Genomic DNA, 26,983 nt, shown 5'->3' with positions numbered 1-26,983 from the left:
CGCCACAACTCTTTAAACGGTCATTACCGGGCTTTCTTTTTTTTGGGGGGGGGGAGGGAGGGGCTACTTGCCCTTCACCTCGCGTGCCAGAGCCAGAAGCTCCTCATGCACGGTCGTATCGCCCGTCACCTCCGGGTGGAAAGAAATACCAATCAGGTTGCCCGAACGCACACCCACAATCTTCGCCTCGTGACGAGCCGTCACCTGCACACCCTCACCAGTGCCGGTCACAATCGGCGCACGAATAAACGCCGTATCAATAACCACCTCATCACCGGCAGGAGTCAGCCACGGCAGACGCACCTCCGCAGAATCAACCTGCGAACCAAACGCGTTACGACCCACCGAAACATCCAGGACACCCAGCGACTGCTGACCCGGCGCCGGATCATCAATACGCTTCGACAGCATAATCAGGCCCGCGCACGTACCCAGGGTCGGCAGGCCCGAAGAAATCGCCTCAATCAGCGGCTCCCGCACACCAAAAATACGGGTCAGACGGTCAATCGTCGACGACTCACCACCCGGCAGAACCAGCGCATCCAGCCCTTCAAGCTGCTCACCGGTACGCACCCAACGCACCTGCGCGCCCAAGGACTCCAGCATCTCCGCGTGCTCACTCACGCCGCCCTGCAACGCCAAAACACCAACCGTCAAACCCTCACCCGGCAAAACACCGGTAGGCTGAACCTTCTCAACCATCACCGCTCCCTTCACAAAACAACAAACACAACAAACACAAGGAGGGTGGGACCCGCCTCAGCGAACCCCACCCCCTCATCAAACACTCACCCCGAATGCGGGGTGCGCGCACGAATTACCAGCCGCGCTCCGCCAGGCGGTGCGGTGCCGGAATGTCAGCAACGTTAATGCCGACCATAGCCTCACCCAGGCCGCGAGAAGCCTCAGCAACCTTCTCCGGGTCATTGTAGAAAGCAGTAGCCTTCACAATAGCCTTCGCACGAGCAACCGGGTCGCCCGACTTGAAAATACCGGAACCAACGAACACGCCGTCAGCACCCAGCTGCATCATCATTGCAGCGTCAGCGGGGGTAGCCACGCCACCAGCGGTGAACATCACCACGGGCAGCTTACCGGTCTGAGCAACCTCACGAACCAGCTCGTACGGTGCAGCCAGTTCCTTAGCCTTCACGTACAGCTCGTCGGGCATGGTGTTGTACAGGCCCTGCAGCTCAGCAATCTGACGCTTAATGGTGCGGATGTGCTTAGTCGCCTCAGAGACGTCACCGGTGCCAGCCTCGCCCTTCGAACGGATCATAGCGGCACCCTCGGTGATACGGCGCAGAGCCTCACCCAGGTTGGTAGCACCGCACACGAAAGGCACCTTGAACTGGTGCTTATCAATGTGGTTCACGTAGTCAGCGGGGGAAAGAACCTCAGACTCGTCAATGTAGTCGACCTTCAGGGTCTCCAGAATCTGAGCCTCAACGAAGTGGCCGATGCGTGCCTTCGCCATGACCGGAATCGAAACAGCATCAATGATGCCCTCAATCATGTCCGGGTCAGACATACGAGCCACGCCGCCCTGCGCACGAATATCCGCGGGAACGCGCTCGAGAGCCATGACGGCAACAGCGCCAGCATCTTCAGCGATCTTAGCCTGTTCGGGGGTGACGACGTCCATGATGACGCCGCCCTTGAGCATGTCGGCCAGGCCGCGCTTAACAAGCGGGCTGCCGGTTACGGTGTTGTTATCAGTCATGACCTTATCTTCTCACGTTCTGAGTGTTCGCGCGCACTCACAGGGGCGGATTTTCTGTTCTCTGACACAGTACGACCCCAAGTTCACGTCAGAACGACACAAAACGTCATGAAAGGTGCCCGCACCCACGAATTGGACAGCCCCGCCAGCGAGCCCAGGGAATAAAACCGCCGGTATACTATTTAACCCACTAGAACCTGCACACGGGCACCGCGGGTAGGCGCTCACCACGTCGTAAACGCCACCTAGAACAAAAGCCCGCAGGGCAACCATCAACACATTTCACAGACCATGTAGCGCACCAGGAACTGCGCCCGGGCACACCCAAGCAGCACCCGAGCGTCCAGTACCCCTGTGCCCAAGAAAAGGAACAGCATGCTCGAAGTCATCATTGCCCTATCGCTGGCGATTCTTCTGGGTAATATCCTCGCCCATAAAATACGGATAACCCCCGCCATTGTGCTGATATTCATTGGCCTGGCTATCGGCATTATGCCCGCCCACGAACTGCACGAAGTTCAGAGTATCGGCCTGCCGCCGCACGTCATCCTCGAAATCTTCCTGCCCATCATGCTCTTCTGGGAAGCCCGCAACACCTCATGGCGTGAAGCGCGCGCTCGTCTGCGCGGCATTCTGCTCTCGGGCACGGTGCTCGTAATTTTCACGGCGTTCGTTATCGCCTGGGTGCTTCACACATTTATGGGCGTCTACCTGTGGCATGTGGCGCTGATTATCGGTGTGGCGCTCGCCCCCACCGATGCTGTGGCCGTGGCAACGCTCAACGGCAAACTCCCCAAATCTTCCATCACCACCCTTAAAGCGGAAGCACTCATTAACGACGGCACCACCCTAGTTCTTTTCGCACTCGCCCTGCAGCTTGCGGGTGGTCATGAACTTACCCTGGGGACTGCATCCGGAATGTTCTTCTTCTCGTTCCTGATTGGAACTCTCGTTGGCCTGGCCGTCGGATGGGGTGTAGATAAGCTGCGTGCGCACATCGGCAACCCCATGAACTTCAGCGTGTTCATGTTTACCGTGCCGTTTATTGCTTTCTTCCTGGCTGAAGAGATCGAGCCTTTTGAGGGCATGAAAGGTTCCGGAGTGGTGGCTGTGGTGGTCGCCGCTTTCTACCTGACCTATCGCGGACCGGATACCATCAAACCCCAAAACCGTTTCTACGGTCTGCCCATCTGGTCGTTTGTCTCCTATGTCATGAACGGTGCGCTCTTCGTGCTCGTGGGTGTTCAGCTGCCCAGCGCCACAGCGCCTGTGGATGATGTTCTTCGTGAATACAACTATGCGTGGGCTTTGACGTTCGCCGTGATTGTGGTGGCATGGCTTGTTTCCATTGCGGCGCGTTTTATTTTCCTGCACGTCTCGATCGGTATTATTCGTGCCCTTGACCGTTCAGAAAAGCAGAAGCAGCTGCGCACAACTTTCCGTGGCCGTGTAGTGAGTACCTTTGCGGGACTGCGCGGCGGTGTTTCCCTCGCGGTGGCTCTCTCCGTGCCGACTGATGTTCCCGCGCGTGACTTTATTATCTTTGTTGTTGCGGGCGTGGTTCTGCTGTCGATGGTGGTTCAGGGGATGCTCCTGCCGCTCGTTATTAGGTGGGCGAAAATTCCGGTTGATACCACCGAAGAAGATGAGATTAATGAAGCAATCCGCACGATCATTGCCGAGTCCTTCGACTCTGTGGCTGAGATCGGCCAGGAAATTGGTGCACCACAGTGGATTATCGACCGCATTGCCGACGAACAGATGTACAACGCGAGTATACACCGCAACCTGCACACTGTTCGTAAAGACGGTGCGAATGCGCCGGAAGAAGCCCGCCGCATTATTGAAGCGGGCGACCTTGAGAAAGAGCTGCGCCTGCGGCATTGGGAGAAGCAACGCAGCGTGCTCAAGCGCCTGCGTAATGAGCGCATAATCGACACGAATGTGCTCCACGCGATTCAGGAAATCCTGGATATTGAGGAGGTTCGCGTGCTTGGTCCGGTTGAGCTCGAATAGCTCACACTCCTACATGCGATACGTATGAGGCGAGGCGCCCCTACCCCGAACAGCGGGGGAGGGGCGCCTCGTTACTTTTATGTCCAAACCTCTAGACCCACCCCTACGTGTAGACGGTACAATACACTAGCCCGTTTTTTGTGCGGACCACGCTTCTTACCGCGCACCGGACACAACACAGACTAGAACCACAGGAATCTATGGCACCTCAGCAGACTGAAAACAACGCGCCCAAAAACGGCGCACCCGCAGGACACGGCCCGCACGGCGCAAGCGAAGACCCGCAGAACATCTACCTGCTCAAAGACGCCCCCATCCTCAAGGCGCTCCTCTCCCTCGGCGTGCCCATGGCGCTCGGCCTCGCCATCACCAGCATCTACAACGTGGTGAACTCCTACTTCGTCGGCCACTACGGCGGCACCGAAGACCTCGCCGCCACCAGCTACGGCGTGCCCGTCTTCGGCGTCATCATGGCGATCGCAGGCCTGTTCGGCCTGGGCTCCTCAACCCTCGCCTCCCGCAAGCTCGGTGAAGGCCAGCCCGCCCACGAAATTCACCGCGTCACCTCCTTCGCCCTCTACTCGGCGCTCGGTGCCGGTATCGTCGCGGCGGCTATCGGCTTCATCCTCGCCGACCCGATCACCAGCATCATGGGTGCATCCGGCGGCTCCTACGAACCGACCCGCATCTACGTGCACCTCATGTTCCTCGGCGCGCCCCTCGCTATCGGCATGTTCACCCTCGAACAGCTCGTCCGATCCGAAGGCTACGCCAAGCAGTCCATGTACGGCATCATCGTCGGCACCGTCGTCACCTGCATCTTCGACGTGCTGTTCATCGCCATCATGGGCATGGGCGTCGCCGGTGCCGGTTGGGCGATGCTGCTGGCGAACGGCGCATCCATGCTGTACTACCTGCTGTTCCTGATGCGTCAGAGCGAGAACTTCTCCGCGAACATCCGCGACTTCTCCCTCGACCCCGCTATCATCAAGCCCGTGGTCGCGGTCGGTGCTGCTGAGCTCATTCAGAGCCTCAACCTGATCTTCGCCGCCCTGCTGCTGAACAACCTCGCCGCCTCCTACGGTGACGACACCGTCGCGGCGTTCGGCCTGGCAATGCGCCTGAACATGGTGCCCGAAATGCTGTGCATGGGCCTGTGTATGGGCGGTATCCCGCTGTACGCCTACGCGTACGGTGCCCGCAACGGCGCCCGCGTGAAGGAGGCGCTGCGCACCGCAACGATCCTGTCCGTGGCGACCTCCGCGATCATCACCATTCCGGTGCTGATTTTCCGCCGTGAACTGCTCGCCGTGGTTGGCGATGCAAGCCTCATCGACACCGGCGAGGAGATTATGGTTGCGCTGATGCTCGCCGCCGTGTTCAACGCGGTCAGCATCGTGTTTGTGTCTTGGTTCCAGGCGGCCGGTAAGGGCGGCCCGGCAATGCTGATGACCCTCGGTATTGCTCTGCTGTTCTTCCCCGCCGTGTACTTCGGCAACATGTGGTTCGGCTTTAAGGGTCTGACCTGGGCGTTCCCCTTCACCCAGGTGCTCGCCTGCGCGTTGGGCCTGGTGCTGTTCCTCGCCACGGGTGGCGCGAAGGTACCGCCCGCTGAAGCTGAGGTTGAGGCTGAAGGTTCTGAGGATTCGGACGTTCAGGCTGCCCAGGTTTCTGGCGCACAGCCCGAACAGAAGGCATAGTCCTCGGTCTGCAAAAGCATAGTAAAAGCCCCGAACTCCCACCAAGGGAGTTTGGGGCTTTTACGTTAGGTCATTTGCCGGTTGAGGCGCTAGTTCTTCCACCAGGAATCAAAAATCGTCACCGGAGTAGTGCGCTTATGGCGGCTACGCAGGTAAATCTGCTCCAGCTTCGCAGCTGCCGCCTCGTCGATTTCCTTACCCTCCAGGTAGTCATCAATCTGCGGGTAGGTCAGACCCAGCTCATCCTCATCGGTGCGGCCGGGTACGCCGTCCAGCAGGTCAGCCGTCGGCGGCTTAGCCCACAGACGCTCAGACGCACCCAAAACACGCAGCAGCAACTGGTTCTGGCGCTTATTCAGGCCGTACAGCGGCAGCAGGTCCGCGCCGCCGTCACCGAACTTCGTGAAGAAACCCGTAATGGACTCCGCCGCATGGTCGGTACCCACCACCAGGTAGCCGGGGCCGCCAGCAACCGCGTACTGGGCGATCATGCGGGCGCGCGCCTTCACATTACCCTTGTTGAAGTCGCTCATCTGCTCGCCGGTCGCGGCAACGTAGGCGCTGTCGAAACCGTCGACAGCCTCCGCAATGTTGAAGGTCAGGGAGCGGGTGGGCTGGATGAAACGCAGCGCCTCCTGCGCGTCCTCTTCGTCGTGCTGCACACGGTAGGGCAGGCGCACCGCCACGAACTCGGTGGCGCGGCCACGCTCGTTGAGGCGGTCCACCGCCAGCTGGCAGAGGCGACCGGCCAGGGTCGAGTCAATGCCGCCGCTGATGCCCAGTACCAGGCCGCGGCTTCCGGTGGCTTCCAGGTAGTCGCAGATGAACTGGATGCGGCGCTCCACTTCTTCGCGTGCCTGCTCTTCGGTCATGTTGGGCTTGACGCCCATTTCACGGATGATCTGTGCCTGTAATTCACGCATGACTTAAGTGTACGCTCCACCTTATAGCCCGTGTGGTGAACCGCCGAGGGAGGCGAGGTAGTGTTCCACACGGTGCGTTCAGCGCGGCGCACACGGCGGGTTCAGTATCGTTTCAGCCCCGAAAATACACAGCATACTCACCGGTAAAAACCCTGTGCGACAACCCGTGCGGCTGTTAGCATGAACATACGGTTCAAATACCGTTCAAAACAGCCGGTGATGAGGGAAAACGCCCCCACACCCGCTACGCCACAGAACACGTCAACCAAGGACGGTGAAGACAGCACCATGGCAAAAACAAAAACTGAACTCTACGACGAGCTCGTAGACATCGAAACCAGCCTCGAAAACCACCCGCTCACCTCCGGGAAAATAGCGGAGGCGAACATCCTCGTCGAGCAGATGAAGGAGCAGGGCGCCACCCAGGAAGAAATCAATGAGGCACTCATCCGGCAGGGGCTGCCTTCCCTCGTGGAGATGGGCAAGAGTGTCTTGACGCAGTCTTTCAGCTTCTGGAAGCTGAATCACCGCAAGTCCAAGGTGGAAGCCGCCATTGAGAAGCTCAACCGTAAAGAAGCCCGCCAACGCTAACTAGGCCGCCTCGGGCAGGGCGAGGCAAGCAAATACCCCCGGTAGATGCGTACAGCATCCACCGGGGGTATTTCTTTCGAAGGAATATCAGTGGCTTAGATTTTCAAAGACGCTCTCATAGCGATCAACGAAGTCCGCCGCCGCGTTCAGAAGCTCCTCCTGATTGAGGGCATCCTGGATAGCTGACAGCGTCTCATCCTCGCCGTTCTGAACCTGTAACTCACGCATAAGTTAAGTCTACGCCGCAGACATAACAGCCCACAGAAAAGGCCGTGCCGGGGCAGGAAACTCCACCCCGACACGGCCCTCACGTCCGCATCCGACTAGCGGTTATTCAGCACACGCACGTTATAGCGGTGCAAGAACGCCGCCATCGCGCCACGCTCAATCGGCTGAACCGGACGGAACGAACCATCAGCCCAACCAGTCGTAATACGCTGATCAGCCAACCACGAAATCTCACGATAGAACTGGCTACCGGCCGACACGTCACTAAACGGCGAAGCCACCGGAGCCGAATATGCCGGCGAACCCGCAAAACGGTAGAAGAACGCCGCCATAGCATCACGATTCACCGCAGCATTCGGACGGAACGTACCATCCGACCAGCCGGTCGTAATACCGCGGGCACGCATCCACTCAATCTCCTTGAAGAACGGGTGATCACGCGGCACATCCTTAAAGCTCGGAGTGGACGGTGCAGTGAACTGCGGCGAACCCGCCATACGGTAGAAGAACGCCGCCATCGCGCCGCGCTCCACCGAACCGTTCGGGCGGAACGTGCCGTCCGGGTAGCCGGTCGTAATACGACGCTGAGCCAGCCAGTTAATGTCGTTCACGAACGGGTAATCCGCCGGAACATCCGTAAAGTGTGCGCTCGCCGCGGTATCCTCAGAGTTCGACGAGACACGCAGAACCTGTGCACGCTCACCCGCCGCACCGTTCACGCCGGACAGGTCGCCAGTCGCATTGTGCATGTGCAGGAACAGCGCAGAAACGTTCTTCGCGTCGCCGTTACGGTGCGCCACCAGCTGAGCGGAGGGCGCATCCACGAACAGGTTCGGCACGCCTGCCGACTCGCCGCTGAACCACAGCTTCGGCGCCGCATAGTTGAACACCACCGAATCAGTCGTATCAACCACGGTGGTCGGCGCGAACGCGCTAGAGGTGGTCACCGAGTACGAAATCTCAGTCGATTCGGCGTTCGGGTCCAGACCCAGAACGCTCAGCGGAACAGTCATCACCAGGGTGTTCGAATCCATGATGTTGGTGTCCGTATCACCCCAGGTGCCGTTCAGCGGGTAGAGGGCGTTCTCGATCGCCACCCACTTGCCGTTGCTGCGCTTAGAAACCTTCACCAGCGGGTAGTCCAGGCCCTTCTCACGCACCGTCTGCAGGCGGTAGTCGCTCGTGCCGTCCTTGTTGGTGTCAACGAACACGTAGTAGGTACCGCGCGGGGTCACCTCCTGCCAGTTACCCCAGGTGGAAATACCGAAGGACAGCTGCGCCTGCGAGGTGTCCGCACCGGCAGCCTTCAACGCCGCCACGTTCGAGGCGGCACCCACGTACTGCAGGTCCATGCGGGAATCCGAACCCACACCCAGCTTCGCGGTCGGGATGCGCGGGCTCGAAGCGCCCAGCTCAAAGGCACCCAGCAGGGAGCGGTAACCGCCCTGATCCACCGCGGTACCCTGCAGGGTCAGGGTCTGCTCGGTCGCGCCGGACCCCTCAGCATCGAAGGCGATATCGGAGCCAGCCACACGCATCGCGGAGACAGGCTTCGGTGCCACGTGCAGCGGCATGCGCAGGGTCTTCACCGCAGCCGAGGAATCAGTATCGGTCAGGATCAGGCGGCCCGAAGCGCTCGCAATGTATTGGCGGGCACCCGAAATGGTGACCGTACCGGTCGAGTAGTTTACCGAATCCTGGTTCGGGTACATGGACGGGTCGCGGGTCTTCTCCAGCTTCGACGGGTCAATGCGCACCGTCACGGTGAACGTCGCCTTCTGGCCGGCACCCACAGACACGGACTGAGGGTAGGAGAACTCCACACCCGGGATGCTCGTGCTGCCCTCATAGTTCAGGGTGTAGGTGTGCGCCACCGAGTCGGTGTTCTCGACGCTCACGCGGTGCTGCAGGGTCTGCACACCGGCGTTCGGGGTGTACTCAAGCACGCCGAAAGTATCCGAAACCTGTTCGGGGCGTGCCGCGTTGAACAGCATGACGCGGTCAGCCACCGCCGCACGCGTGTTAATGCGGCCGGTACCCACACGGTCCACCGCGTAGGGGTTGCCCCAGGCGTCCTGCATGTGGTGGTCCGCGGTGTTCATGATAGCGGTCTTAATCATGCGCGGACCGTACTCCGGGTGCGCCTGCATAATCAGCGCCGCAACACCGGCAACAAAGGGCGTGGACATGGACGTACCGGTCTTCACGCTCGAACCGGTACCGCTACCAACCTCGATAGAGGAAATGTTCGTACCCGGTGCCGCAACGTCCGGCTTGGTGATGCCGTGCGAACCGTGCATGCCACGCGCGGTGGAGGTGTTCGCCTGATCCAGCTTGCCGTTGGGCACGCGAATCGAGTCGCGCAGGTTCTCTCCGAGCTGCAGGGTCAGCTCACCCGAATCAATCTGCGCGGAAAGGCGCTCCACCTGGCTCTTTGCCAGGCGCACGCCCGGAATGGAGGAGTTGCCGCCGATAGCGGTGTCACCGACCTCAGTGCTCGAGGTGAGCACCACGCCGGTTGCGCCAGCCGCCTGCAGGTTGTCGAAGCGTACCTTCGAACCGCAGGGTGCGGTGCCGTCAGCGTCCGCCCAGTCGATGAGAGCCCACTTGCCCTTCAGGGCTGCGGCTTCCTCTTCGGTGAATGCCTCGCAGGCGTAGCGGTTGCGGGAGGCGGCACGCACCACGGTGCCGCGCAGCTGCTCCTCGGTCGCCTTTGCGTAGTCGAAGTTCACCGAGTAGTCGCCGTAGGTGTCCGCCTCGTTCGCGGGGGCGAGAATCTTCACGCGGTCCACCAGCTGGGTCGAGCCGATGGAGTTCGCCACGGTCAGGCCGTAGGCGCTGGTGCCGGGGCCGCCCGAGTTGGAGTAGGTGTCGCCCACGGCGTTGTAGTTGTTGGCGTTACCCGCCGCGACCACGGAGAGGATGCCTTCGCGGTAGAGGGAACCGACCGCGTAGTTCACGGTCTCATCGAACACGCCGAACTCGTTGCCGAGCGACAGGTTCGCGATGTCGGCGCGGTCGGAGAAGTCGCCGTCGTCGTTGGGGTCGAGCACGCGGTCCAAGCCCTTGGGGACGAACGCGGTGGTGCCCTTACAACCGAAGATGCGCAGGCCAATCAGCTGGGCGTCCGGTGCGGAGCCGGGGCCGATTTTCATGTCCTTGAGCTGCTCTTCGGTGAGCTTGGAGTAGTCGCCGTGGAAGGTGCTGCCGTCCGCGTTCACGCCGTAGCCTGCCGCGGTGCCCGCCACGTGGCTACCGTGGCCGCCGCAGTCGAGCGGGTTGTTATCCGGGTGGGGAGTGGAGGTTTCCTTCTTGCCGGAGTTGTAGTCGTCACCGACCAGGTCGTAGCCGCCGAGGAACTTCTTCGGATCGTAGGTGCCCTCGGGAATCGTGTCGGATGCCTTCGCCTTCTCGAAGGCTTCCTGCGTGCCGGGGCCACCCAAATCGGCGTGTGTGTAGTCGATACCGGTATCGAGCACGACAATCTTCACGCCCTTGCCGGTGTAGCCGGTGGAGGCGGGGTTCGCCGGGCTCTTCGCCCACACGGAGAGCGTGTCCGTATCAATGAGGGTGCCGCTGTTCTGCGGTGCCATGTCCTCAATGATGCTGATGCGTTCCACATCGTCGCGGTTCGCGAGCGCACGAATCTGCTCGACGTTACCGTAGAGCGCCACGCCGCGCATCGTGTTATGGGTGGTGTACAGGACCTGCGCACCGGATTCCTTCGCCGCGGAGGCACCCTGCTGCTGCACGCTGGCGCGGATTGCCTGCACCTGTGCCTGCGCGTTGACGGGTGCCTGCGCGCGGGAGCGGACCGCGTCCGGCTGGGTCTGGGCGTACGCACCCTGACCCTTGAATCGGACGAACACGGCGCGTTCGCCGGTGGCGCCGTCCAGGCTGGGGGAGAGAACTTCGTTGTTGTTCTCGCCGGTGCCGGTGTTCTGGTGGGGTGCGTCCCGGTCTGCGCCGCGTACTACGCCCGGTGCCGCGTAGGCGGCGGTACCGAACGGCAGGGCGGTCAGCCCGAGGGTGAGCCCCAGGGCGAGTGCGCCGCAGCCGCGTGCCAGCTGCTTGAGGCGACCCGGCTGTGTGTGCCGGGTGGCTCGCGCGGGGGTAGCTTCAGGGAAGGTTGCCACTGAATGCTCCTTTTTAGTGATGGTGCGTTTCTTAGCGGTTTCTGCACCGAGGTTCTGCGCGGAGAGTTATACGCCGAGAGTTCTACTCGGAGAGCTGTACGGCAAGGGTTCTGCACCGAGAGTGCTACGGTGCGTCTGCACTGTGTTTCCAGTGCGCCTCCAGTGTGCCCATGCGGCGTGAACGTCAAGGTTCATGCCGATGGTGAAGAAACCTTCACTTATTGTCTCAACGATTCTTTATATAACCTAGTCAGACTCGTATTACGGAACATTACGCGTAAATAACAAAGCACCCGACCACAGAAAAAGGGAGCCGCACCACCGCAGATAAACTGCAGCGGTACGGCTCCCTCGGTAGAACCTATAGGTTCTTAGCTCCCGGAACCCTAGATTTCAGGGCTTTCCTTCAGCACACCCGTGCTGTAGCGGTACACGAACGCCGCCATAGCGTCGCGGTGCACCGGCTCCACGGGGCGGAACGAACCATCGGGCCAGCCGGTGGTCACGCCCTGCTCAGCCAGCCACGAAATCTCGCGGTAGAACTGCTTGTCGGTCGGAACGTCCGTGAAACGAGCCTGCGCGGGGGCAGTGTACTCGGGCGAACCAGCGTAACGGTAGAAGAACGCAGCCATCGCGTCACGGTTCACCGAACCCTCCGGACGGTACGTACCATCGGGCCAGCCGGTCGTGATGCCCTGAGCCTTCATCCACTCAATCTCCTTGTAGTAGGGGTGGTTGAGCGGAACATCAGAGAAGCTCGGGGTGGACGGTGCGGTGTACTGCGGCGAGCCGCTCATACGGTAGAAGTACGCAGCCATGGTTGCGCGGTCCATGTTGTTCAGCGGGCGGAAGGTGCCGTCCTGGTAGCCGCGGTCAATCTGACGGGCAGCAATCCACGTGATTTCACGGTAGAACTGGTTATCCGCCGGAACGTCGGTGAAGCGCGCATCGTGGAGGGTGCGAGCCACCTTCACGACCTGTGCACGGTCGCCAGCGGCAACACCGTTAGCGGTCTTACGGCCGCTCAGGTCACCGGTCGCGTTGTGCATGTGCAGGAACAGAGCCTGACGCTCCTTGTTGTTGTTCTTGCGGTGAACGGTCAGCTGACCGCCGTCACGGTCCACGAACAGGCCGGGCACGCCCGACTCCTCACCGGTGAACCAAACACCGGGGTTGAAGGGGGAGTACTCGATAGCCGAGGTGGTGTCCACGTAGGAGTTACCCTCGTTGTGCCAGGTGTCAGTCTGCACCGTGTACTTGATGCTCTGAGCCTTCTCAGCGGTCAGACCCAGGTCCTTCAGCGGCACGCCCAGAATCATGGTGTTGGTGTCCATGATGTTGGTGTCGGTATCGCCCCAGGCGTTGTTCAGCGGGTAGCGTGCCACCACGGTGGATGCGTTACCGGAGATGGACCAGACCTTCACCAGCGGGTAGTCCAGACCCTTCTCGCGGGTCACTTCCAGAACGTAGTCGGCGGTGGAGTCGTTGTTGGTATCAATCTGCACCTGTACCTGACGGCCCCAGTGCATGCTATCCCAGGTGCCCCAGGTCGAAATACCGAAGAACAGAGAACCATCGTTCGGGTTCTTGCCGGCAGCCTTCAACGCCGGAGCGTCCGAAGCGGCACCCACATACTGCAGGTCAACAGACTGGTTCGACGGCAGCTTCAGCTGACCGGACGGAATACGGTCACTGATCGCACCCAGCTCAAACGCACCCAGAAGCGAACGGTAACCACCCTGGTTCAGGGTCGTACCGCGCAGAGTCACCGTGGACTCCTTATCGGAGACGCCCTTGTAATCAATACGGGACGCATCCACACGCATCTTCGAGACGGGCTTCGGAGCCACGTGAATCGACTGGCGGATCGCCTCGCGACCATTCTCAGAGAAAATCAGGCGACCAGAAGCGCTCGCAATGTACTGGCGCTTACCAGCAGCCAGAGTCTTACCGGTCGTCCAGTCCTGAGCGACCTGGTCGGCGCTCATCGCCGGGTCCATGGTCTTCTCCAGCTTGGAAGGGTCAATACGCACGGTTACGGTCACGTTCTTACGCTCACCGGCACCCACGCTCACCTGCTGCGGGTAGGAGTACTCCACACCCGGGATGGTCGTGCTTGCCTCGTAGCTCAGGGTGTAGGTGTGAGCCTGCGAATCGGTGTTGTCCAGCACGATTTCACGCTGAACAGTCTGAATACCCGAATCGGGGGTGTACTCCAGCACACCAAACGCGGTCGAAACACGCTCGGGGGTCTTCGCATCGTACGCAATGACCTTCGCGTCCACGGCGGCGCGAGCATTCACCATGCCCGTACCCACACGATCCACCGCGTACTGCGTACCCTGCTCATTCTTGATCGGGGTGGACGCGCCGTTCATCAGCGCAGCCTTAATCATCTGCGGGTTGTAATCCTGATGCGCCTGCATCACCAGAGCGGCAACACCGGCAACATGCGGGGTTGCCATGGAGGTACCGGTGAAGGAAACGCCCTTATTACCCATACCCACAGCGGCAGAGACAATCTCAGTACCCGGTGCCGCAAGGTCAGGCTTAATGAAGCCGTCAGAACCGTGCTGACCGCGAGCACTCGAGGAATTCAGATCAAAAGCGTGCGAGTGGGTGCTACGACCCGAAGCCTTGTAGTCCAGGTTCATCTCAACGGTCACCGGACCGGCAGCCAGGGCCTTCTCCAGGTCCTTCGTCGAAGAAGCAGTCAGACGCAGACCCGGAATGGTCGCATTACCACCAATGCCGATCGTGTAGCGCTCAGCCTTACCGGCCATCACCACGCCAAGACCGCCGGCAGCCTGAACGTTATCGAAACGCACCTTCGAACCGCACGGGAACGTCAAATCGTCCTGATCCCACTCGAAGTAAACCCACTTACCCTTCAAAGCCTTCGCCTCTTCAGCGGTGAAAGCCTCGCAAGCGTAACGGTTACGCTTCGGCGCGGCAACAACCTCGCCGCGCAGCTGATCAGCGGATGCCTTCGAATAATCGAAGTTCACCGAGTAATCACCCTGCAACCACTCCAAACCAGTCTTCGTGGTTGCGCGGACACGGTCAATCGGCTGAGTGGAGCCGTAGGCGTTCGCCACCGACAGCGCCGCAGCCGCATTCGCCGGGCTACCCGAATCGGAGTAGGTGTCACCCACACCGTTGTAGTTATTGGCGTTACCGGCAGCGGCCACAGTGAACACACCCTGGCGCGCCATCGTATTAATCATGTACGACTCAGGGTCGTCAGCCGGGGCAAACTCGCCACCGAGCGACAGGTTCACAATGTCGGCGCGGTCAGAGAAATCACCGTCACCATTCGGGTCCATCACGGTATCGAGCGCCTTCATCACAACACTCGAATTGCCGTAGCAACCGAACACACGAATCGCCAAAATCTGAGCATCAGGAGCAGTACCGGGGCCAATAGACATGCCCTTCAGCTGCTCCTCCGTCAGGTTCTTGTAATCGCCACGGTAAGTCGTACCGTTCGCCGTCACACCGTAACCGGCGGCAGTACCCGCCACGTGCGTGCCGTGACCGCCAGAACCGAAACCATCCGGGCGGCAATCCAGCGGGTTATTATCCGGCTGCGGAGTCGACTTCTCAGCCACCGACGCATTGTAGTCATCACCGACCAAGTCAATGCCGCCAATGAACTTATTACGATCAATCAGACCCGAATCAGCGGACGGAAGCTCCGTCATCGCCTTAGCCTTCAGATACGAATCCACCGTACCGGGGCCACCAAAATCAGCGTGCGTATAGTCAACACCGGAGTCAACAACCGCAATCTTCACGCCCTTACCCGTGTACCCCGTATTCTCACGAGTCCACGTGGCAAGAGTCTTCGTATCAATCTCGCTACCGGAGTTCATACGCTCCTTCGCGATAATCGGCGAAATACGCTCCACATCCGGGCGCTCCGCCAACGCACGAATCTGCGCAGCATCACCAGTAATCGCCGCACCACGCATCGCATTATGCGTGGTGTACATCAGCTTAGAACCAGAAGCAGCCGCCACAGACTGAGCCTGCGACTGCACCTGAGCTGCAATAGCCTGCACCTGCGCCTGACGGTTCGCCGGCGCCTCCTTACGTGCCAGAACAGCCGCGGACTGGGTCTGCTCATACGCACCCTTGCCCTTGAACTGCACATACACGGTAATTTGGCCTTCAGCCTTCTGCAGGCCCGGGCTGATACGCGAGGCAGCGTCACCGGATGCGCTCGCAGTGCTTCCTTCGACCTGCTGGGGGCTCTGAGCGTGAGCTGCAGAGAAAGTGGCGGGAACGCCGAGAGTAAGGGCAAGAGCTGCACTCAAACCGGTCGCACCGACAGCCTTCATTCTGCGGCGTGGCGCATGAGGCGTTGTCATGGAATCCTCCTTCGGATTTTCTATTTTTCGATAGTGCTGTGTGCTCTGTGGTTGTGTATCGGTGATACGCGGAGGCGGCCCCACCGGCAGACGACGAGTGAGTGCATCCGCCGGTGAAACCGCCACCAAAACTTGAGAGGTTCCGGGATTTCAGGCCCCGGACCCTGCCGGTTCCGGGTGCCCCTCCCACCTCCATGTAGGGGTAGGAGGGGGCAGGAGGTGGGAGGGGACCCGAACTGTTCGCTACCGGTTAGCTACCGTCTAGCGGCCGGCCTGGTTAGCAACCTTCTCGGTGTAGCGGTAGATGAACGCCGCCATCGCGTCGCGGGCAATGGGGGTCACCGGGCGGTAGGTGCCGTCCGGCCAGCCGGTGCTGATGCCCTTCGAAGCCAGCCACGTGATTTCACGGTAGAACTGGTTATCGGTGGAAACATCGCTGAAGTGGCTGGTCGCGGGCAGGTCCACGTGCGGGGAACCCGCTGCACGGTAGAAGAACGCAGCCATGGCGTCACGGTTCACCGGTGCGGAGGGGCGGAACGTGCCGTCCGAGTAGCCGGTGGTGATGCCCTGAGCCTTCATCCACTCAATCTCCTTGTAGAAGGGGTGCGTGGTGGGCACGTCCTTGAAGCTCGGAGTGGAGGGGGCAGTGAACTGCGGGGAACCCTGCATGCGGTAGAAGAACGCCGCCATTGCGCCACGTTCCACGGACTCCAGCGGGCGGTAGGTGCCGTCCGGGTAGCCGGTGGTGATGCCGCGCTGAGCCAGCCACGAGATCTCGGTGTAGAACTGGTCGGTGCTCTTCACATCGGTGAAGCGGGACGGAGTGATGTACTCGGTCTGCTGCTCCTTGATGTTCAGCACCTCGGCGCGGTTGCCCTTGGCGCCGTTGGTGCCGGAGAGGTCGCCGGTGCCGTTGTGCAGGTGCAGCAGCAGCGCCTTGGCGGGGGTACCGGATTCGCCGAGCGCGGGGATTGCGTCAGCGGAGCGGTGCACCGTCAAGGTGGTGGTGGAGGCATCCGGGTGAAGGCCAGCCACGGCGGAGGAGTCGCCGCTGAACCACAGCTTGGGGCTGAAGGGGCGGTACTTGATCCAGCCGGTTTCGCTGACGTTACCCCACTCGTACTGGGTGGTTGCGCTGACTCGGTACTGGATGTCCGGGTTGTTTGCGCTGGTCAGGCCCAGGTCCTTGAGGGGTGCACCCATGATGAGGGTGTTGGTGTCCATCATGTTGGTGTCCACATCACCCCAGGCGCCGTTGAGCGGGTAGTAGCCGAGCTCGACGAGGTTGCCGTTCTTGTAGCCGTAGAGGCGAACCAGCGGGTAGTCCAGACCCTTAGCGCGGTCGGTGACCAGCTTGTAGTCGGCTCGGTTGTTGCCGTCAGTGTCGATTTCTACGGTGAAGGTGTTCTCGTAGGAGACAACATCCCAGTTCGCCCAGGTGGAGATACCGAAGCGCAGGGTGCCGTCATCAGCGTTGCCGCCGGCTGCCTTCAGCGCGGGCGCATCCGAGGAAGCACCGACGTACTGCAGGTTCGCCTTAACGTTGCTGTTCAGCGACAGGGAGGTGGGAGCCACACGGTCCACGCTCGCACCGTACTCGAACGCGCCGAGCAGGGAGCGGTAGCCGCCCTGGTTGACCTCGGTGCCGCGCAGCGAGATCTGGGACTTGGTCCAGCCGGTGTCTGCCTTCTGAGCCTCGTCGCTGGAGGGCTTCTGGGTGAAGGTGACGGTGTCTTCGGCAGCGTGCATGGTGCTCACGGGCTTGGGTGCCACGTGAACGGGCAGGCGCAGTGCCTTGGTGCCGTCTTCGGTGAGGACGAGTCGGCCGGAGGCGCTGGCAATGTACTGACGGTACTGTTCGGGAACGGTTTCGTTGCCGGTGTAGTAGTCAGTTGCGTTCTGGGTGGTGTCCATTGCCGCGTCGCGGGTCTTCTCCAGCTTGGATGGGTCGATGCGAACGGTGACTTCGAACTTCTTAGTTTCACCGGGTGCGAGGGTGACCGCGGAGGGGAAGGAGTATTCCACGCCGGGAATATTGGTGCTTTCAGCGTAGGACAGGGCGTAGGTGTGTGCCACGGAGTCGGTGTTCTCGACCGTCACCTCGCGGGTGAGGGTCTGAACGCCAGCATCCGGTGCGTACTCGAGCACGCCGAAGCTCAGGGACACGGTGCCGCTCTTGTCAGCGTTGTAGACGAGGGACTTCGACTGCACGGCAGCGAGGGTGTCGACTCGTCCGGCGCCCACACGGTCCACCGCGTATGCGGCACCGGATTCGGTGCGCACATCGTGGGTTGCGGTGTTCATGAGGGCGGACTTGACCTGTGCGGGGGTGTAGGTCGGGTGGCTCTGCATGACCAGGGCGGCGGAGCCGGTCACGTAGGGTGCCGCCATGGAGGTGCCGCTGAAGGTCACAGAGTTGTTACCGGTTGCCACCGCCGCGGAGGTGATGTACGAGCCGGGTGCCGCAATGTCAGGCTTGGTGTAGCCGTAGCTACCGTGGAAACCGCGGGCACTCATGGGGTTCAGCTGATCCAGCTTATCGGTGTCCACGCGCAGGGAGGACTTCAGCTCGTTGCCGAGGCGCACGGTCAGGGGCTTGCCTGCCGCTTCTGCTGCGGTGATCTGTGCACGCAGGTCCTTAGCGGCGGATGCTGCCAAGCGGAAACCGGGCAGGGTATCGTTACCGGCAATACCCAGACCGGGCTCCTCGTCGTTGCCTGCAAGCAGTACGCCCTTGGCGCCTGCCGCCTGCAGGTTGTCGAAGCGCACCTTGGAGCCGCAGGCGAGTTCACCGTCATCTTTAGCCCAGTCGATGAGCACCCACTTGCCCTTTACAGCTGCCGCTTCGTCGGCGCTGAGGGCGTTGCAGGCGTAGCGGTTGTTCTCGGAGATCGCGGTGACTTCACCGGTGAAATCCTTGCTACCTGCCTGTGCCCAGGGGTAGGAGACGCTGTAGTCGCCGCGTACCTTGCGGGTGGTGCCGGTGGCGGGGTCGGTCAGCTCTGCCGCATCGACGGCGCGGGTGGAGCCGTAGGCGTTAGCTACGGTGATTGCGCTGGCTGCGGTGGCGGGGTGACCGGAGTTGGAGTAGGTGTCGCCGCGCAGGCTGTAGTCGTTGGCGTTACCTGCGGAGATCACGGAGAGCACGCCGGCGCGGGTGAGCGCGTCAACGGCGTAGGCTTCGGGGTCGTCCTGCGGGGAGAATTCGCCACCGAGGGACATGTTGACCACGTTCACACGGTCGGAGAAGTCGCCATCACCGTTGGGGTCGAGGGCGCGGTCGAGCGCCTCGATGACCACGTTGGTGCTGCCGGAGCAACCGAAGACGCGGAAGGCGTAGATTTCAGCATCGGGGGCGACGCCGGGGCCGATCTTCATGGTCTTGAGCTGCTCTGCGGTGAGCTTGCTGTAGTCGCCGGTGAAGGTGCTGCCGTCGGAGTTCACGCCGTAGCCTGCCGCGGTGCCCGCCACGTGGGTGCCGTGTCCGCCGGTGGTGCAGTCGAGCGGGTTGCCGTCGGGAACGGCGGTGTTGCTGCCGTCGTAGTTGTCACCGACGAGGTCGTAACCGCCGGCAACCTTGGTGCGGTTGATGAGTCCGGAGTCTGCGGAGGGCAGCTCGGTGAGCTTGGATGCCTTCTCGTAGTCTTCGAGCTTGCCGCTACCGCCGAAGTCGGTGTGGGTGTAGTCGATGCCGGAGTCGATGACGGCGATCTTCACGCCCTTGCCGGTGTATCCGCCCGCGCCGGCGGGGTTGGTGGTGCCGGTCCAGGTGGCGAGGGAGCCTGCGTCAATGGCGGCGCCCGCGTTCTGGCGGTACTTGGGCAGGATGGGCGAGATTTTCTCCACATCGGGGCGGTTGGCGAGTGCCTTGATGGACTCGGCGTCACCGCGTACTGCCACGCCGCGTACTGCGTTGTGGGTGGTGTAGAGGACCTGCGCGCCGGACTGGCTGCTGACCTGCTGTGCCTGGCTCTGCACCTGCGAGGCGATGGCCTGCACCTGCGAGCTGGTGTTGACGGGTGCCTGCACGCCGGCGCGTACGCCTGCGGGCTGGGTCTGTTCAAAGGCGCCCTTACCTTTGAATCGGACGAAGGCGGTGACGGTGCCGCTGGCGTTCTTCATGCTTTCGCTGAGTACCTGCTTGACGGCGTCGGGGTCTTCTGCAGCGTGGGCGGTGGTGCCCAGTGCTGCGAGGGGGCTCAGCGCCATGCTGAGGGTGAGTAGTCCGCTGCCGATTCGGCGTCGATGCGACCGGCCGCGGGGATTTGGGGAGGCGGTGTGTGTCACGGTGCTCCTTTGCTTGGCTCCCGGGGTGTTTCTGGGAGGCTTGTGGTGTTGTTCTGGTGGGTTCTAGTTGAACTTGAACACACTAGATGTGAACTAGGATACACCTCAAAATGGCTTGTGAAGCGTTTATTACCCCTAAATGAATCAAATTATGGACATGTTCAACCCTTTTCTTTTTCATGCTTTTTATTTGCACTCGGGTTCAGGTTCTTTTCAGGTTCGGTTGTTACTGTAAAACCATCTATTGAACATCTATCAAAAATGCTGGGATATGGAGGGCTGAACCATGGTCAAACGACGCGTTTCCACTGAGGATTCTGTTCTGCTGATGTCACCCCAGGTTATGCACGGTCGCCCCGGCCCACGGTTGGAACGCATCCATAGGGGAGAGGTGCAGGGCATCCTCACCGAGTACAGCTCATCCGCCTGGCAGATTGGTGAGGTGGTAGGCTACGCCCCCATGGAGAAGCCACCCGAAACCTTGGATGTGAAGAGCCTCTTCACCGACTGGAGCGGCTTCACCTGGTATGTGTTGGGGCCGCTGCTTCGAATGGTGTTCTGGATGGTCTTTTTTCTTGTGCTGATGAGTCCGGTACTTTTCAGCCTGGGTTTCAGGGGAGTGGGCGAGGAAACGGCGATGATTTTCTTTGCCTTGTTGATTCCGCTCTTTTATTTCCCTCCGCTGATTTTGCTTGTGGGCTTTGTCGGTCTCGTCGCAGAAATCTGGTTGCTGCTCCTCTGCGTAGGAAAGTTTCTGAATGCTGTTGGGGATGCCGTCGAATCGACGCGCCTACTCATTAGGCAGCACAAAATTCAGCAGGATTTTCAGTTCCGGCTGGTGTACGAGTGCACCCTGGCCGATGTTAGTTCACCTGCGGTATCACCGCATCATAGCCCCGAGGAGGCATCATGACCGCCGATAAGAATCAGCCCGTTTCCCCTCATCAGCGTGTTTTGAAGGTTGCACCGCAGGTGTATTACGGTTACCCCAACCCGCAGCTGATGCACATCCACGCGGATGACGTTCAGGGGACTCTCTCCGAGGAAGAATTGCCGGAGGAGCACGGTGGCGAGCTGGTCGGCTACAGTCCCGTGCCGGTTCCTTACGGTAAGCCGAGTTCAGAGAGATCTGGGGTGGAGGCGCTGGCGTACCTGGCGTTGGCTATCGTGGCGGATCCATTCGCCTATATCCTGGGAGGTCCTATCCTGGGCGAAAATACCCTGGCAGCTCTTTTTGGGGCATCTCTAGGATTTTCGATGCTTAGCTTCGGCATTCTTCCGTTGGTGCTGCTCGTCTTCTCACTGTGGGCTGTTATCAACTTCTTCGCTGTGTTGGTGAAATCCACCGGTAAGCGCGAGACCGAGGAAAGAATCAAGTTCCGGTTGGTGTACGAGTACACCCCGTCCTCTGAAGGAGGTCAGGAGGGCGACGCTTCATCTCGTTATGGTGATATCGACCAACCGGTGATGGACCCTGGCCCCCTGCCCACTTCGTTCCAGAAGCAGAAGGCATGGCTTCTGTTCTTGGGAGTTTCTGTGCTGAACCCCTATATTGCGGCGATAATTCTCTCTGTCACCGCTCTGTTCGGGCGGGGAGAACTCGTTGCAGCTCTCTTTATGGCGGTGAATCAGGTGAGTGCAGGGCTCATGGGAATTCCCGGCATCATCTGGTTTGTGGCGTGGATTATGAGCATTGCGCGGCTTGCCGAAGCGAATGAGGCTTAAACGGACTAGCCATTGGCTCAAAGAACAGCTGCGGGATTGAGCCCCCACGCACCGAACACACAATGTAGACAACACAACAGACACGTAACAGCAGACAAGCATTGGAGGAGGCTACCGTGGCGGAGCATAGCGAAGCACCGAAGAACCCTCAGAACCCAACCGAGAAGAGCGGTAGTGAGTATCAGCCGCTGTGGGATATGGAGCAGCCCGCCCCCGATTATTCGGCTTTGCTGCTTCACGGAACGCCGGTTCCTGCGCCGACCGGGGAGATTCCCGAGCCGGTGAAGGAGGTCCTGGAGATACAGAAGGCTCGTTCTGCATCCGCGCCTGCTGATTCTGCGGTTCCTGCAGCGCCCAATCCTGATGCGTCCGCTCTGGCGGTTTCTGCTCCTGCGCCGTCTGTGCCGGCTGCGAATTTTTTCCCTTCGGCGGAGGGGCATCCGGTGCTGAACCGGCCGCTGTATGGCCGCCCGGGCCCCACGATGCGCCGAATGTCCCCAATGGGCACGGATACTGGTGCATCTGCAAACCAGCAGGCGCCGTCCGCGTTCCCCGCCTGGTTGGGCGAGAAAGTAGAGGGTGCGCCTCGACCTATCGGGTACATCCCTGCGGCACCGGTTGCCGGTAAGGTGAGCGGGTCAGATCTGTGGTGGCAGGCATGGCCTGAGCTCATCGCCCTCTTCTTCATTTGCGTGGTGTTCAACCCGCTCACCTATATCCTCTTAGCTGGTGATGCTGGCGGGTATCTCTTATACATCTTCTTGATGCTTACCACAGTGACTTTGGGGCTTCCCCTGTTGCTGTGGGTTGGTGCGCTGACTTATACACTGGTCCGAATCTATCGGAAGCACCAGGATTTGAAGCAGACAGCCATGCCGCTTGGGTCCTTCTGGTTCTACCTGGTGTATGACCGCCTGCCTAAGGACGCTGAGGAGATGCAGGGAATCTTGGACGCGGCGTCTTCAATGTCTTCCATGGCGCCTGCCCCTCAGCCTCCGATTGCCCCCAACCTTGGCTCTGCCTCGAACATGGGCGGTGCATCATGACCGGTGGATCGTGGCCGCAGAGCCTGCAATGGCGGATGGATTCTTTCACCGTTGATGCCGCTCTGCCGGTGGCGACGGAACCTGTCTACGGCATCCCCGACCCGAATCTGCAACCCATGCAGCTACTGAGCGTGCTGTCGAAGGATGCCGGACCCACGCAGGTGGCTTCTGTGCGCTGGCAGAATCAGCCCGGCACCGCTGTGGCTCTGTCTGCACCGGGTCTGTCTGCACCGGGGGAAGACACCGGCGAAGCTCGGGCTGTTGGCTACATCCCCGCAAGTACACCGGAAGCCACCGTGGATTGGGCTAAGGCTCGTCTCGGGTACGTGTGGTGGCTGGTTTTGTGCGTGGTGTTGCAGGTGATTAACCCGTTCCTTGTGCTACCCCTGCTGTATATGGTGGATGACCAGGCTGCATGGCAGGTTTTTGGCGCCTATTTCTTTGTTGGGCTGTATTCGTTTTTCACGGTGCCCTTTATTTGGCTTGGCTTGATGATTTATTCGCTGGTGAAGTTCCCGCAGAAGCGTCGGGAGGCGGTGGCGCGGGCAACAACGTACGGCGCGTTCTGGTACCACCCGGTGTACGACCGCACCCTGCAGGAGGGTGCCCACCCGGACGAAGCGGGGGAGCCCGAGGGATTGTCTGCGTCGGCGGAGTAGCTTCTTTTGGGCGCCTCCCGCCTCCGATAGTGCTGAACCCCCGGCAGTGTTAACACGTGCGTGTTGGCTCTTGTCGGGGGCTTTTTCTCAGCTTTTATCAGGCAGGTTTCAAGGGACTATCCAGTGCCTGCTGGTACGGTGGTGCCACTAGGAGTATGTCTGGTGAGCGAAGGAGACGACCATGGCAGACCGCCCCGCTGCACAGAAGGAAGAAGCGTACCAGCCCCTCTGGGACACCGACCAGTCCATCCCGGAATACATGACGCTACTCATGGGCGAGGAGACGCAGAAAAATGAAGACGCTGAGCCGCACGAAAACTCCGAGAACAGCAACGAACCGGAAGACACCTCAGAAGATACTCACGAAAACGAAGTAGAAAACCGCCCGGTAGCGCTCGCCTCCACCCAGTCCGCTGGGTCCGCCCAGCCTGTGCTCTCTGCCAGTGAGCGGGCGCAAGCTATGCAGGCGCAGGCAATGCAGACTCAGACGACGTACGCCTACGGCGAGTACGTTCGGCTAGAATCCCTCGGCCTGAGCCCGGGCGCTATTCTGCCGGTCATTCCCGACCCGCTCTTCGGCACCCCCGACTCAAAACTCATCGAAATGCGCCTGCTCGACCGCTCCCAGGATGAGCCCGCACCCATGCAGGCGTGCGCTGCCCACCTGAACCCGGTCAAGGCTGAGGAGAACTCCATATCGCGGGCGGCAATGCTGCAACCGGTGGGCTACGTTCCCGTGAATAGACCGCCGACAAGGTACAGCGTTAAAGACCTGAAGAAGGAACTCACCCTCTCGAACATTGGGCTTGCTGCCCTGTTGATAGTGAACCCCTTCGTGTTGGCCCCTCTGGCAAGCATCGTAGACCCCGAATACGGGTTTATTATCGCGTTCATTTTCGTGGTTATCGGCGTGGGGTCACTTTTTGTGGTGCCGGTTCTGTGGATCATGGGCATAGTTCGCACCTTCAAACGCCGGAATCAGATAAATGACCTCATCGAGGAGGGGCAGACCCCGCCCACCGAGTTCTGGTACTACCTGGTGTACAACCGCCTGCCGGAAGGCTACACGGGCGTTAACGGCTACACGAAGGAAGAAGAGGACTCTTTCTCGGTGTACGAGTTTCTGAAAAAGCAGGAACACGCAAAGCTACACGAGGCTGTAGCACCGCGCGAGGCCGCCGCGCATCCTGCGCTCGCCGATGAAGAGAAACAGGACTAACCCCAAGCCAACCCACACTGTATAACGACCTGCCCCTCCACGCACCTAACACCGCGTGGAGGGGCAGGGGCGTCTCATTCCATGTCATATTCGGGTTTCTTCGTCTGTTGTCCGGCGAGGGTTAATATTCCATTTACCTTGCTTTGATAGGGTGAAACCATCACGAGCGTTGCGACCAAGCAGAGCGAGGCGGGCACCCGCCGAAAACGGCGAGTTAGCCTGCCGCCGCACCTCAACGATTAGCTGTATCCACTCATCGATAGATTAAGGAAAGAACGATGTCCCAGAACCCGAACCCTGAACAGTACAACCAGTACTCTCAGCAGGCACCCTCCTACTCGCAGGCGCCGGGTCAGCAGCCCAACGGTTACATGGTTTCCTCCAAGGATGACCAGAACATGGCGATGCTCGCGCACCTGGCTTCTGCAATTCTGTCTCTGCTGTCCTTCGCAACCGCAAGTATTCTTGCGCCGCTGGTCATGTGGTTCATCTACAAGGACAAGCCCGGCTACGGCTTCACTAAGGAATCGGCACGCCGCGCGTTCAACTTCAACTTCTCCCTGTGGGTTGTCAGCATGGCTTCCTGGCTGCTGATTGTGCTGACTTTCGGTATTCTGGGCCTCATCCTGTGGGTTGTCCCGACGGTCGTGACTGTCCTGATGGTTATCTTCCACAGCATGGCTGCTATGGCTGCGAACCGCGGTGAGCAGTACACCTACCCGATGACCTTCATCGAGATCATCAAGTAGTCTTCACGGCTCATACCGGTAGCGCCCCCGTCCGAATATCGGATGGGGGCGTTAGCGTGCCCGGTATGGCACGCCTACCGCCCCGTCACACGGGACTTAAAGGGGCGGGCACGGTATCATTAGAAGAGGTGTGCCTACCCGAAACATGAGGCGGTAGGTCGCCGCCGTGCCGTGAAATCCGGTGCGTATCTTCAAGGCTTTCAAGGAGCACAAAATGTCAGCTGTCGTGATTGTGGGCGCCCAGTGGGGCGATGAGGGTAAGGGTAAGGCAACCGACCTGCTCGGCCCCCGCGTAGACTACGTGGTCAAGCCCAACGGCGGTAACAACGCCGGTCACACCGTGGTGGTGAACGGTCAGAAGTTTGAGCTGAAGCTGCTGCCCGCGGGTATTCTGAGCGAGAACGCCGTCCCCGTGATTGGTAACGGCGTGGTTGTTAACCCTGAGGCTCTGTTCGCTGAGATTGACGGCCTTGAGGCACGCGGCGCTGACACCTCCCGCCTGAAGATTTCCGCTAACGCGCACCTGGTCGCACCCTACCACCAGACCATGGACAAGGTGACCGAGCGTTTCCTCGGCAAGCGCGCTATCGGCACCACCGGCCGCGGTATCGGCCCCGCCTACATGGATAAGGTGGGCCGCCTCGGCGTGCGTGTTCAGGACATCCTGGACGAGTCGATTCTGCGTCAGAAGGTTGAAGGCGCACTGCGTCAGAAGAACGAACTGCTGGTGAAGGTCTACAACCGCCGCCACGTTGAGGTCGACGAAATCGTCGAGTACTTCATGTCATACGCTGAGCGTCTGAAGCCGATGATTGTGGACACCACCCAGCTGCTGAACAAGGCACTGGACGAGGGTAAGACCCTGCTGATGGAGGGCGGCCAGGCAACCTTCCTGGACGTTGACCACGGCACCTACCCGTTCGTGACCTCCTCCAACCCGACCTCCGGCGGCGCGTGTGTCGGTTCGGGTGTGGGCCCGACCCGCATTTCCCGCGTGATTGGTATTCAGAAGGCGTACACCACCCGCGTGGGTGCTGGCCCCTTCCCGACCGAGCTGTTTGATGAGATGGGCGAGTTCCTGCGCACCACCGGCGGCGAGTTCGGCGTGAACACCGGCCGTCCGCGTCGTTGCGGCTGGTACGACGCCGTGCTGGCGCGTCAGGCTGTGCGCATCAACGGTTTCACCGACCTGTTCATCACCAAGCTGGACGTGCTGACCGGCCTGGAGAAGATTCCGGTCTGCGTGGCTTACGACGTTGACGGTGTGCGCCACGACGAGATGCCGATGACTCAGACTGAGTTCCACCACGCTAAGCCGATTTTCGAGTACTACGACGGCTGGACCGAGAACATTTCGGACGCGAAGAGCTTGGATGAGCTGCCCGAGAACGCCCGCAAGTACGTGCTGAAGCTGGAAGAGATTTCTGGCTGCCGTATCTCCGCGATTGGTGTGGGCCCGGATCGTGACCAGACCATCGTGGTCCGCGACCTCATCAACGAGGACTAAGCTCAAAAGCTCAATACGCAAAAGCCCCCGGAAGGTACCTGTAAGGTACCCGCCGGGGGCTTTTCGTATGCCGGGTGCACGCGCGGCGCGAATGACCGGGC

The 26,983-nt window shown here is 60.5% G+C and carries 17 protein-coding genes; 10 read left to right on the top strand and 7 right to left on the bottom strand.

Annotated elements, in window-relative coordinates:
* Window positions 1–63: 63 nt before the first annotated feature.
* Both pdxT and pdxS read right to left on the bottom strand, forming a co-directional pair.
* Window positions 64–702 carry a pyridoxal 5'-phosphate synthase glutaminase subunit PdxT gene (gene pdxT / locus AB8C10_RS06645; RefSeq protein WP_368867248.1) on the bottom strand — a complete coding sequence of 213 codons (639 nt, stop codon included), beginning with the start codon at window positions 700–702 and terminating at the stop codon, window positions 64–66.
* Window positions 703–817: 115 nt separating this feature from the next.
* Window positions 818–1,723 carry a pyridoxal 5'-phosphate synthase lyase subunit PdxS gene (pdxS, locus tag AB8C10_RS06640; RefSeq protein WP_005507298.1) on the bottom strand — a complete coding sequence of 302 codons (906 nt, stop codon included), beginning with the start codon at window positions 1,721–1,723 and terminating at the stop codon, window positions 818–820.
* 375 nt (window positions 1,724–2,098) lie between these two features.
* Here pdxS and AB8C10_RS06635 point away from each other — a divergent pair, with 375 nt between their 5' ends.
* Together AB8C10_RS06635 and AB8C10_RS06630 are read left to right on the top strand one after the other, a co-directional pair.
* Window positions 2,099–3,739 (top strand): Na+/H+ antiporter, encoded by a 1,641-nt coding sequence (locus AB8C10_RS06635; protein WP_368867247.1) that lies wholly within the window; start codon window positions 2,099–2,101, stop codon window positions 3,737–3,739.
* Between the two features lie 200 nt (window positions 3,740–3,939).
* Window positions 3,940–5,439 (top strand): MATE family efflux transporter, encoded by a 1,500-nt coding sequence (locus AB8C10_RS06630; RefSeq protein ID WP_368867246.1) that lies wholly within the window; start codon window positions 3,940–3,942, stop codon window positions 5,437–5,439.
* An 89-nt stretch (window positions 5,440–5,528) separates the two neighbouring features.
* Here the strand turns inward: AB8C10_RS06630 and nadE are convergent, their stop codons facing one another.
* Window positions 5,529–6,362 carry an ammonia-dependent NAD(+) synthetase gene (nadE, locus tag AB8C10_RS06625; RefSeq protein ID WP_315260801.1) on the bottom strand — a complete coding sequence of 278 codons (834 nt, stop codon included), beginning with the start codon at window positions 6,360–6,362 and terminating at the stop codon, window positions 5,529–5,531.
* A gap of 288 nt (window positions 6,363–6,650) precedes the next feature.
* Here nadE and AB8C10_RS06620 point away from each other — a divergent pair, with 288 nt between their 5' ends.
* The gene (locus AB8C10_RS06620) at window positions 6,651–6,953 is read left to right on the top strand and encodes a recombinase (protein ID WP_315260802.1); all 303 of its coding nucleotides are present in this window, start codon (window positions 6,651–6,653) and stop codon (window positions 6,951–6,953) included.
* 87 nt (window positions 6,954–7,040) lie between these two features.
* Here AB8C10_RS06620 and AB8C10_RS06615 read toward each other — a convergent pair whose 3' ends face one another.
* The 4 genes from AB8C10_RS06615 to AB8C10_RS06600 form a co-directional block, all read right to left on the bottom strand.
* On the bottom strand, window positions 7,041–7,181 hold the full coding sequence (locus AB8C10_RS06615) for a hypothetical protein (RefSeq protein ID WP_160311327.1): 141 nt from the start codon (window positions 7,179–7,181) through the stop codon (window positions 7,041–7,043).
* Between the two features lie 95 nt (window positions 7,182–7,276).
* Window positions 7,277–11,317, bottom strand: a complete 4,041-nt coding sequence (locus AB8C10_RS06610) for a S8 family serine peptidase (protein WP_368867245.1) — start codon at window positions 11,315–11,317, stop codon at window positions 7,277–7,279.
* Between the two features lie 386 nt (window positions 11,318–11,703).
* Window positions 11,704–15,690 (bottom strand): S8 family serine peptidase, encoded by a 3,987-nt coding sequence (locus AB8C10_RS06605; RefSeq protein WP_368867244.1) that lies wholly within the window; start codon window positions 15,688–15,690, stop codon window positions 11,704–11,706.
* Window positions 15,691–15,951: 261 nt separating this feature from the next.
* Window positions 15,952–19,899, bottom strand: a complete 3,948-nt coding sequence (locus AB8C10_RS06600) for a S8 family serine peptidase (protein WP_439958522.1) — start codon at window positions 19,897–19,899, stop codon at window positions 15,952–15,954.
* A gap of 364 nt (window positions 19,900–20,263) precedes the next feature.
* Between AB8C10_RS06600 and AB8C10_RS06595 the strand changes: the two genes are divergently transcribed.
* From AB8C10_RS06595 to AB8C10_RS06565, 7 genes are all read left to right on the top strand, one after another.
* Window positions 20,264–20,890, top strand: coding sequence for a hypothetical protein (locus AB8C10_RS06595; RefSeq protein ID WP_368867242.1), 627 nt, complete (start codon window positions 20,264–20,266; stop codon window positions 20,888–20,890).
* Complete coding sequence (locus tag AB8C10_RS06590) at window positions 20,887–21,702, top strand: type VI secretion protein (RefSeq protein ID WP_368867241.1); 816 nt, start codon at window positions 20,887–20,889, stop codon at window positions 21,700–21,702. Before AB8C10_RS06595 ends, AB8C10_RS06590 begins: the two co-directional genes overlap by 4 nt.
* Before the next feature lie 116 nt (window positions 21,703–21,818).
* A complete protein-coding gene (locus tag AB8C10_RS06585) occupies window positions 21,819–22,748 on the top strand; it encodes a hypothetical protein (RefSeq protein WP_368867240.1) in 930 nt (309 codons plus the stop codon).
* Window positions 22,745–23,407 (top strand): hypothetical protein, encoded by a 663-nt coding sequence (locus AB8C10_RS06580; RefSeq protein WP_368867239.1) that lies wholly within the window; start codon window positions 22,745–22,747, stop codon window positions 23,405–23,407. The genes AB8C10_RS06585 and AB8C10_RS06580 overlap by 4 nt, the downstream gene beginning before the upstream one ends.
* 181 nt (window positions 23,408–23,588) lie before the next feature.
* Window positions 23,589–24,626 carry a pyruvate ferredoxin oxidoreductase gene (locus tag AB8C10_RS06575; RefSeq protein ID WP_368867238.1) on the top strand — a complete coding sequence of 346 codons (1,038 nt, stop codon included), beginning with the start codon at window positions 23,589–23,591 and terminating at the stop codon, window positions 24,624–24,626.
* Window positions 24,627–24,904: 278 nt separating this feature from the next.
* Window positions 24,905–25,375, top strand: a complete 471-nt coding sequence (locus AB8C10_RS06570) for a DUF4870 domain-containing protein (protein WP_368867237.1) — start codon at window positions 24,905–24,907, stop codon at window positions 25,373–25,375.
* A 214-nt stretch (window positions 25,376–25,589) separates the two neighbouring features.
* Window positions 25,590–26,882: an adenylosuccinate synthase gene (locus AB8C10_RS06565; protein ID WP_294603677.1), complete on the top strand. Its 1,293-nt coding sequence runs from the start codon at window positions 25,590–25,592 to the stop codon at window positions 26,880–26,882.
* Window positions 26,883–26,983 lie beyond the last annotated feature (101 nt).

This window comes from Rothia mucilaginosa, from assembly GCF_964210535.1.
In the GTDB taxonomy this organism is placed as follows: Bacteria; Actinomycetota; Actinomycetes; order Actinomycetales; family Micrococcaceae; genus Rothia; species Rothia mucilaginosa_F.
Note: the sequence above shows the minus strand (reverse complement) of the source record. Positions and strands in the feature narration are given on the sequence as shown.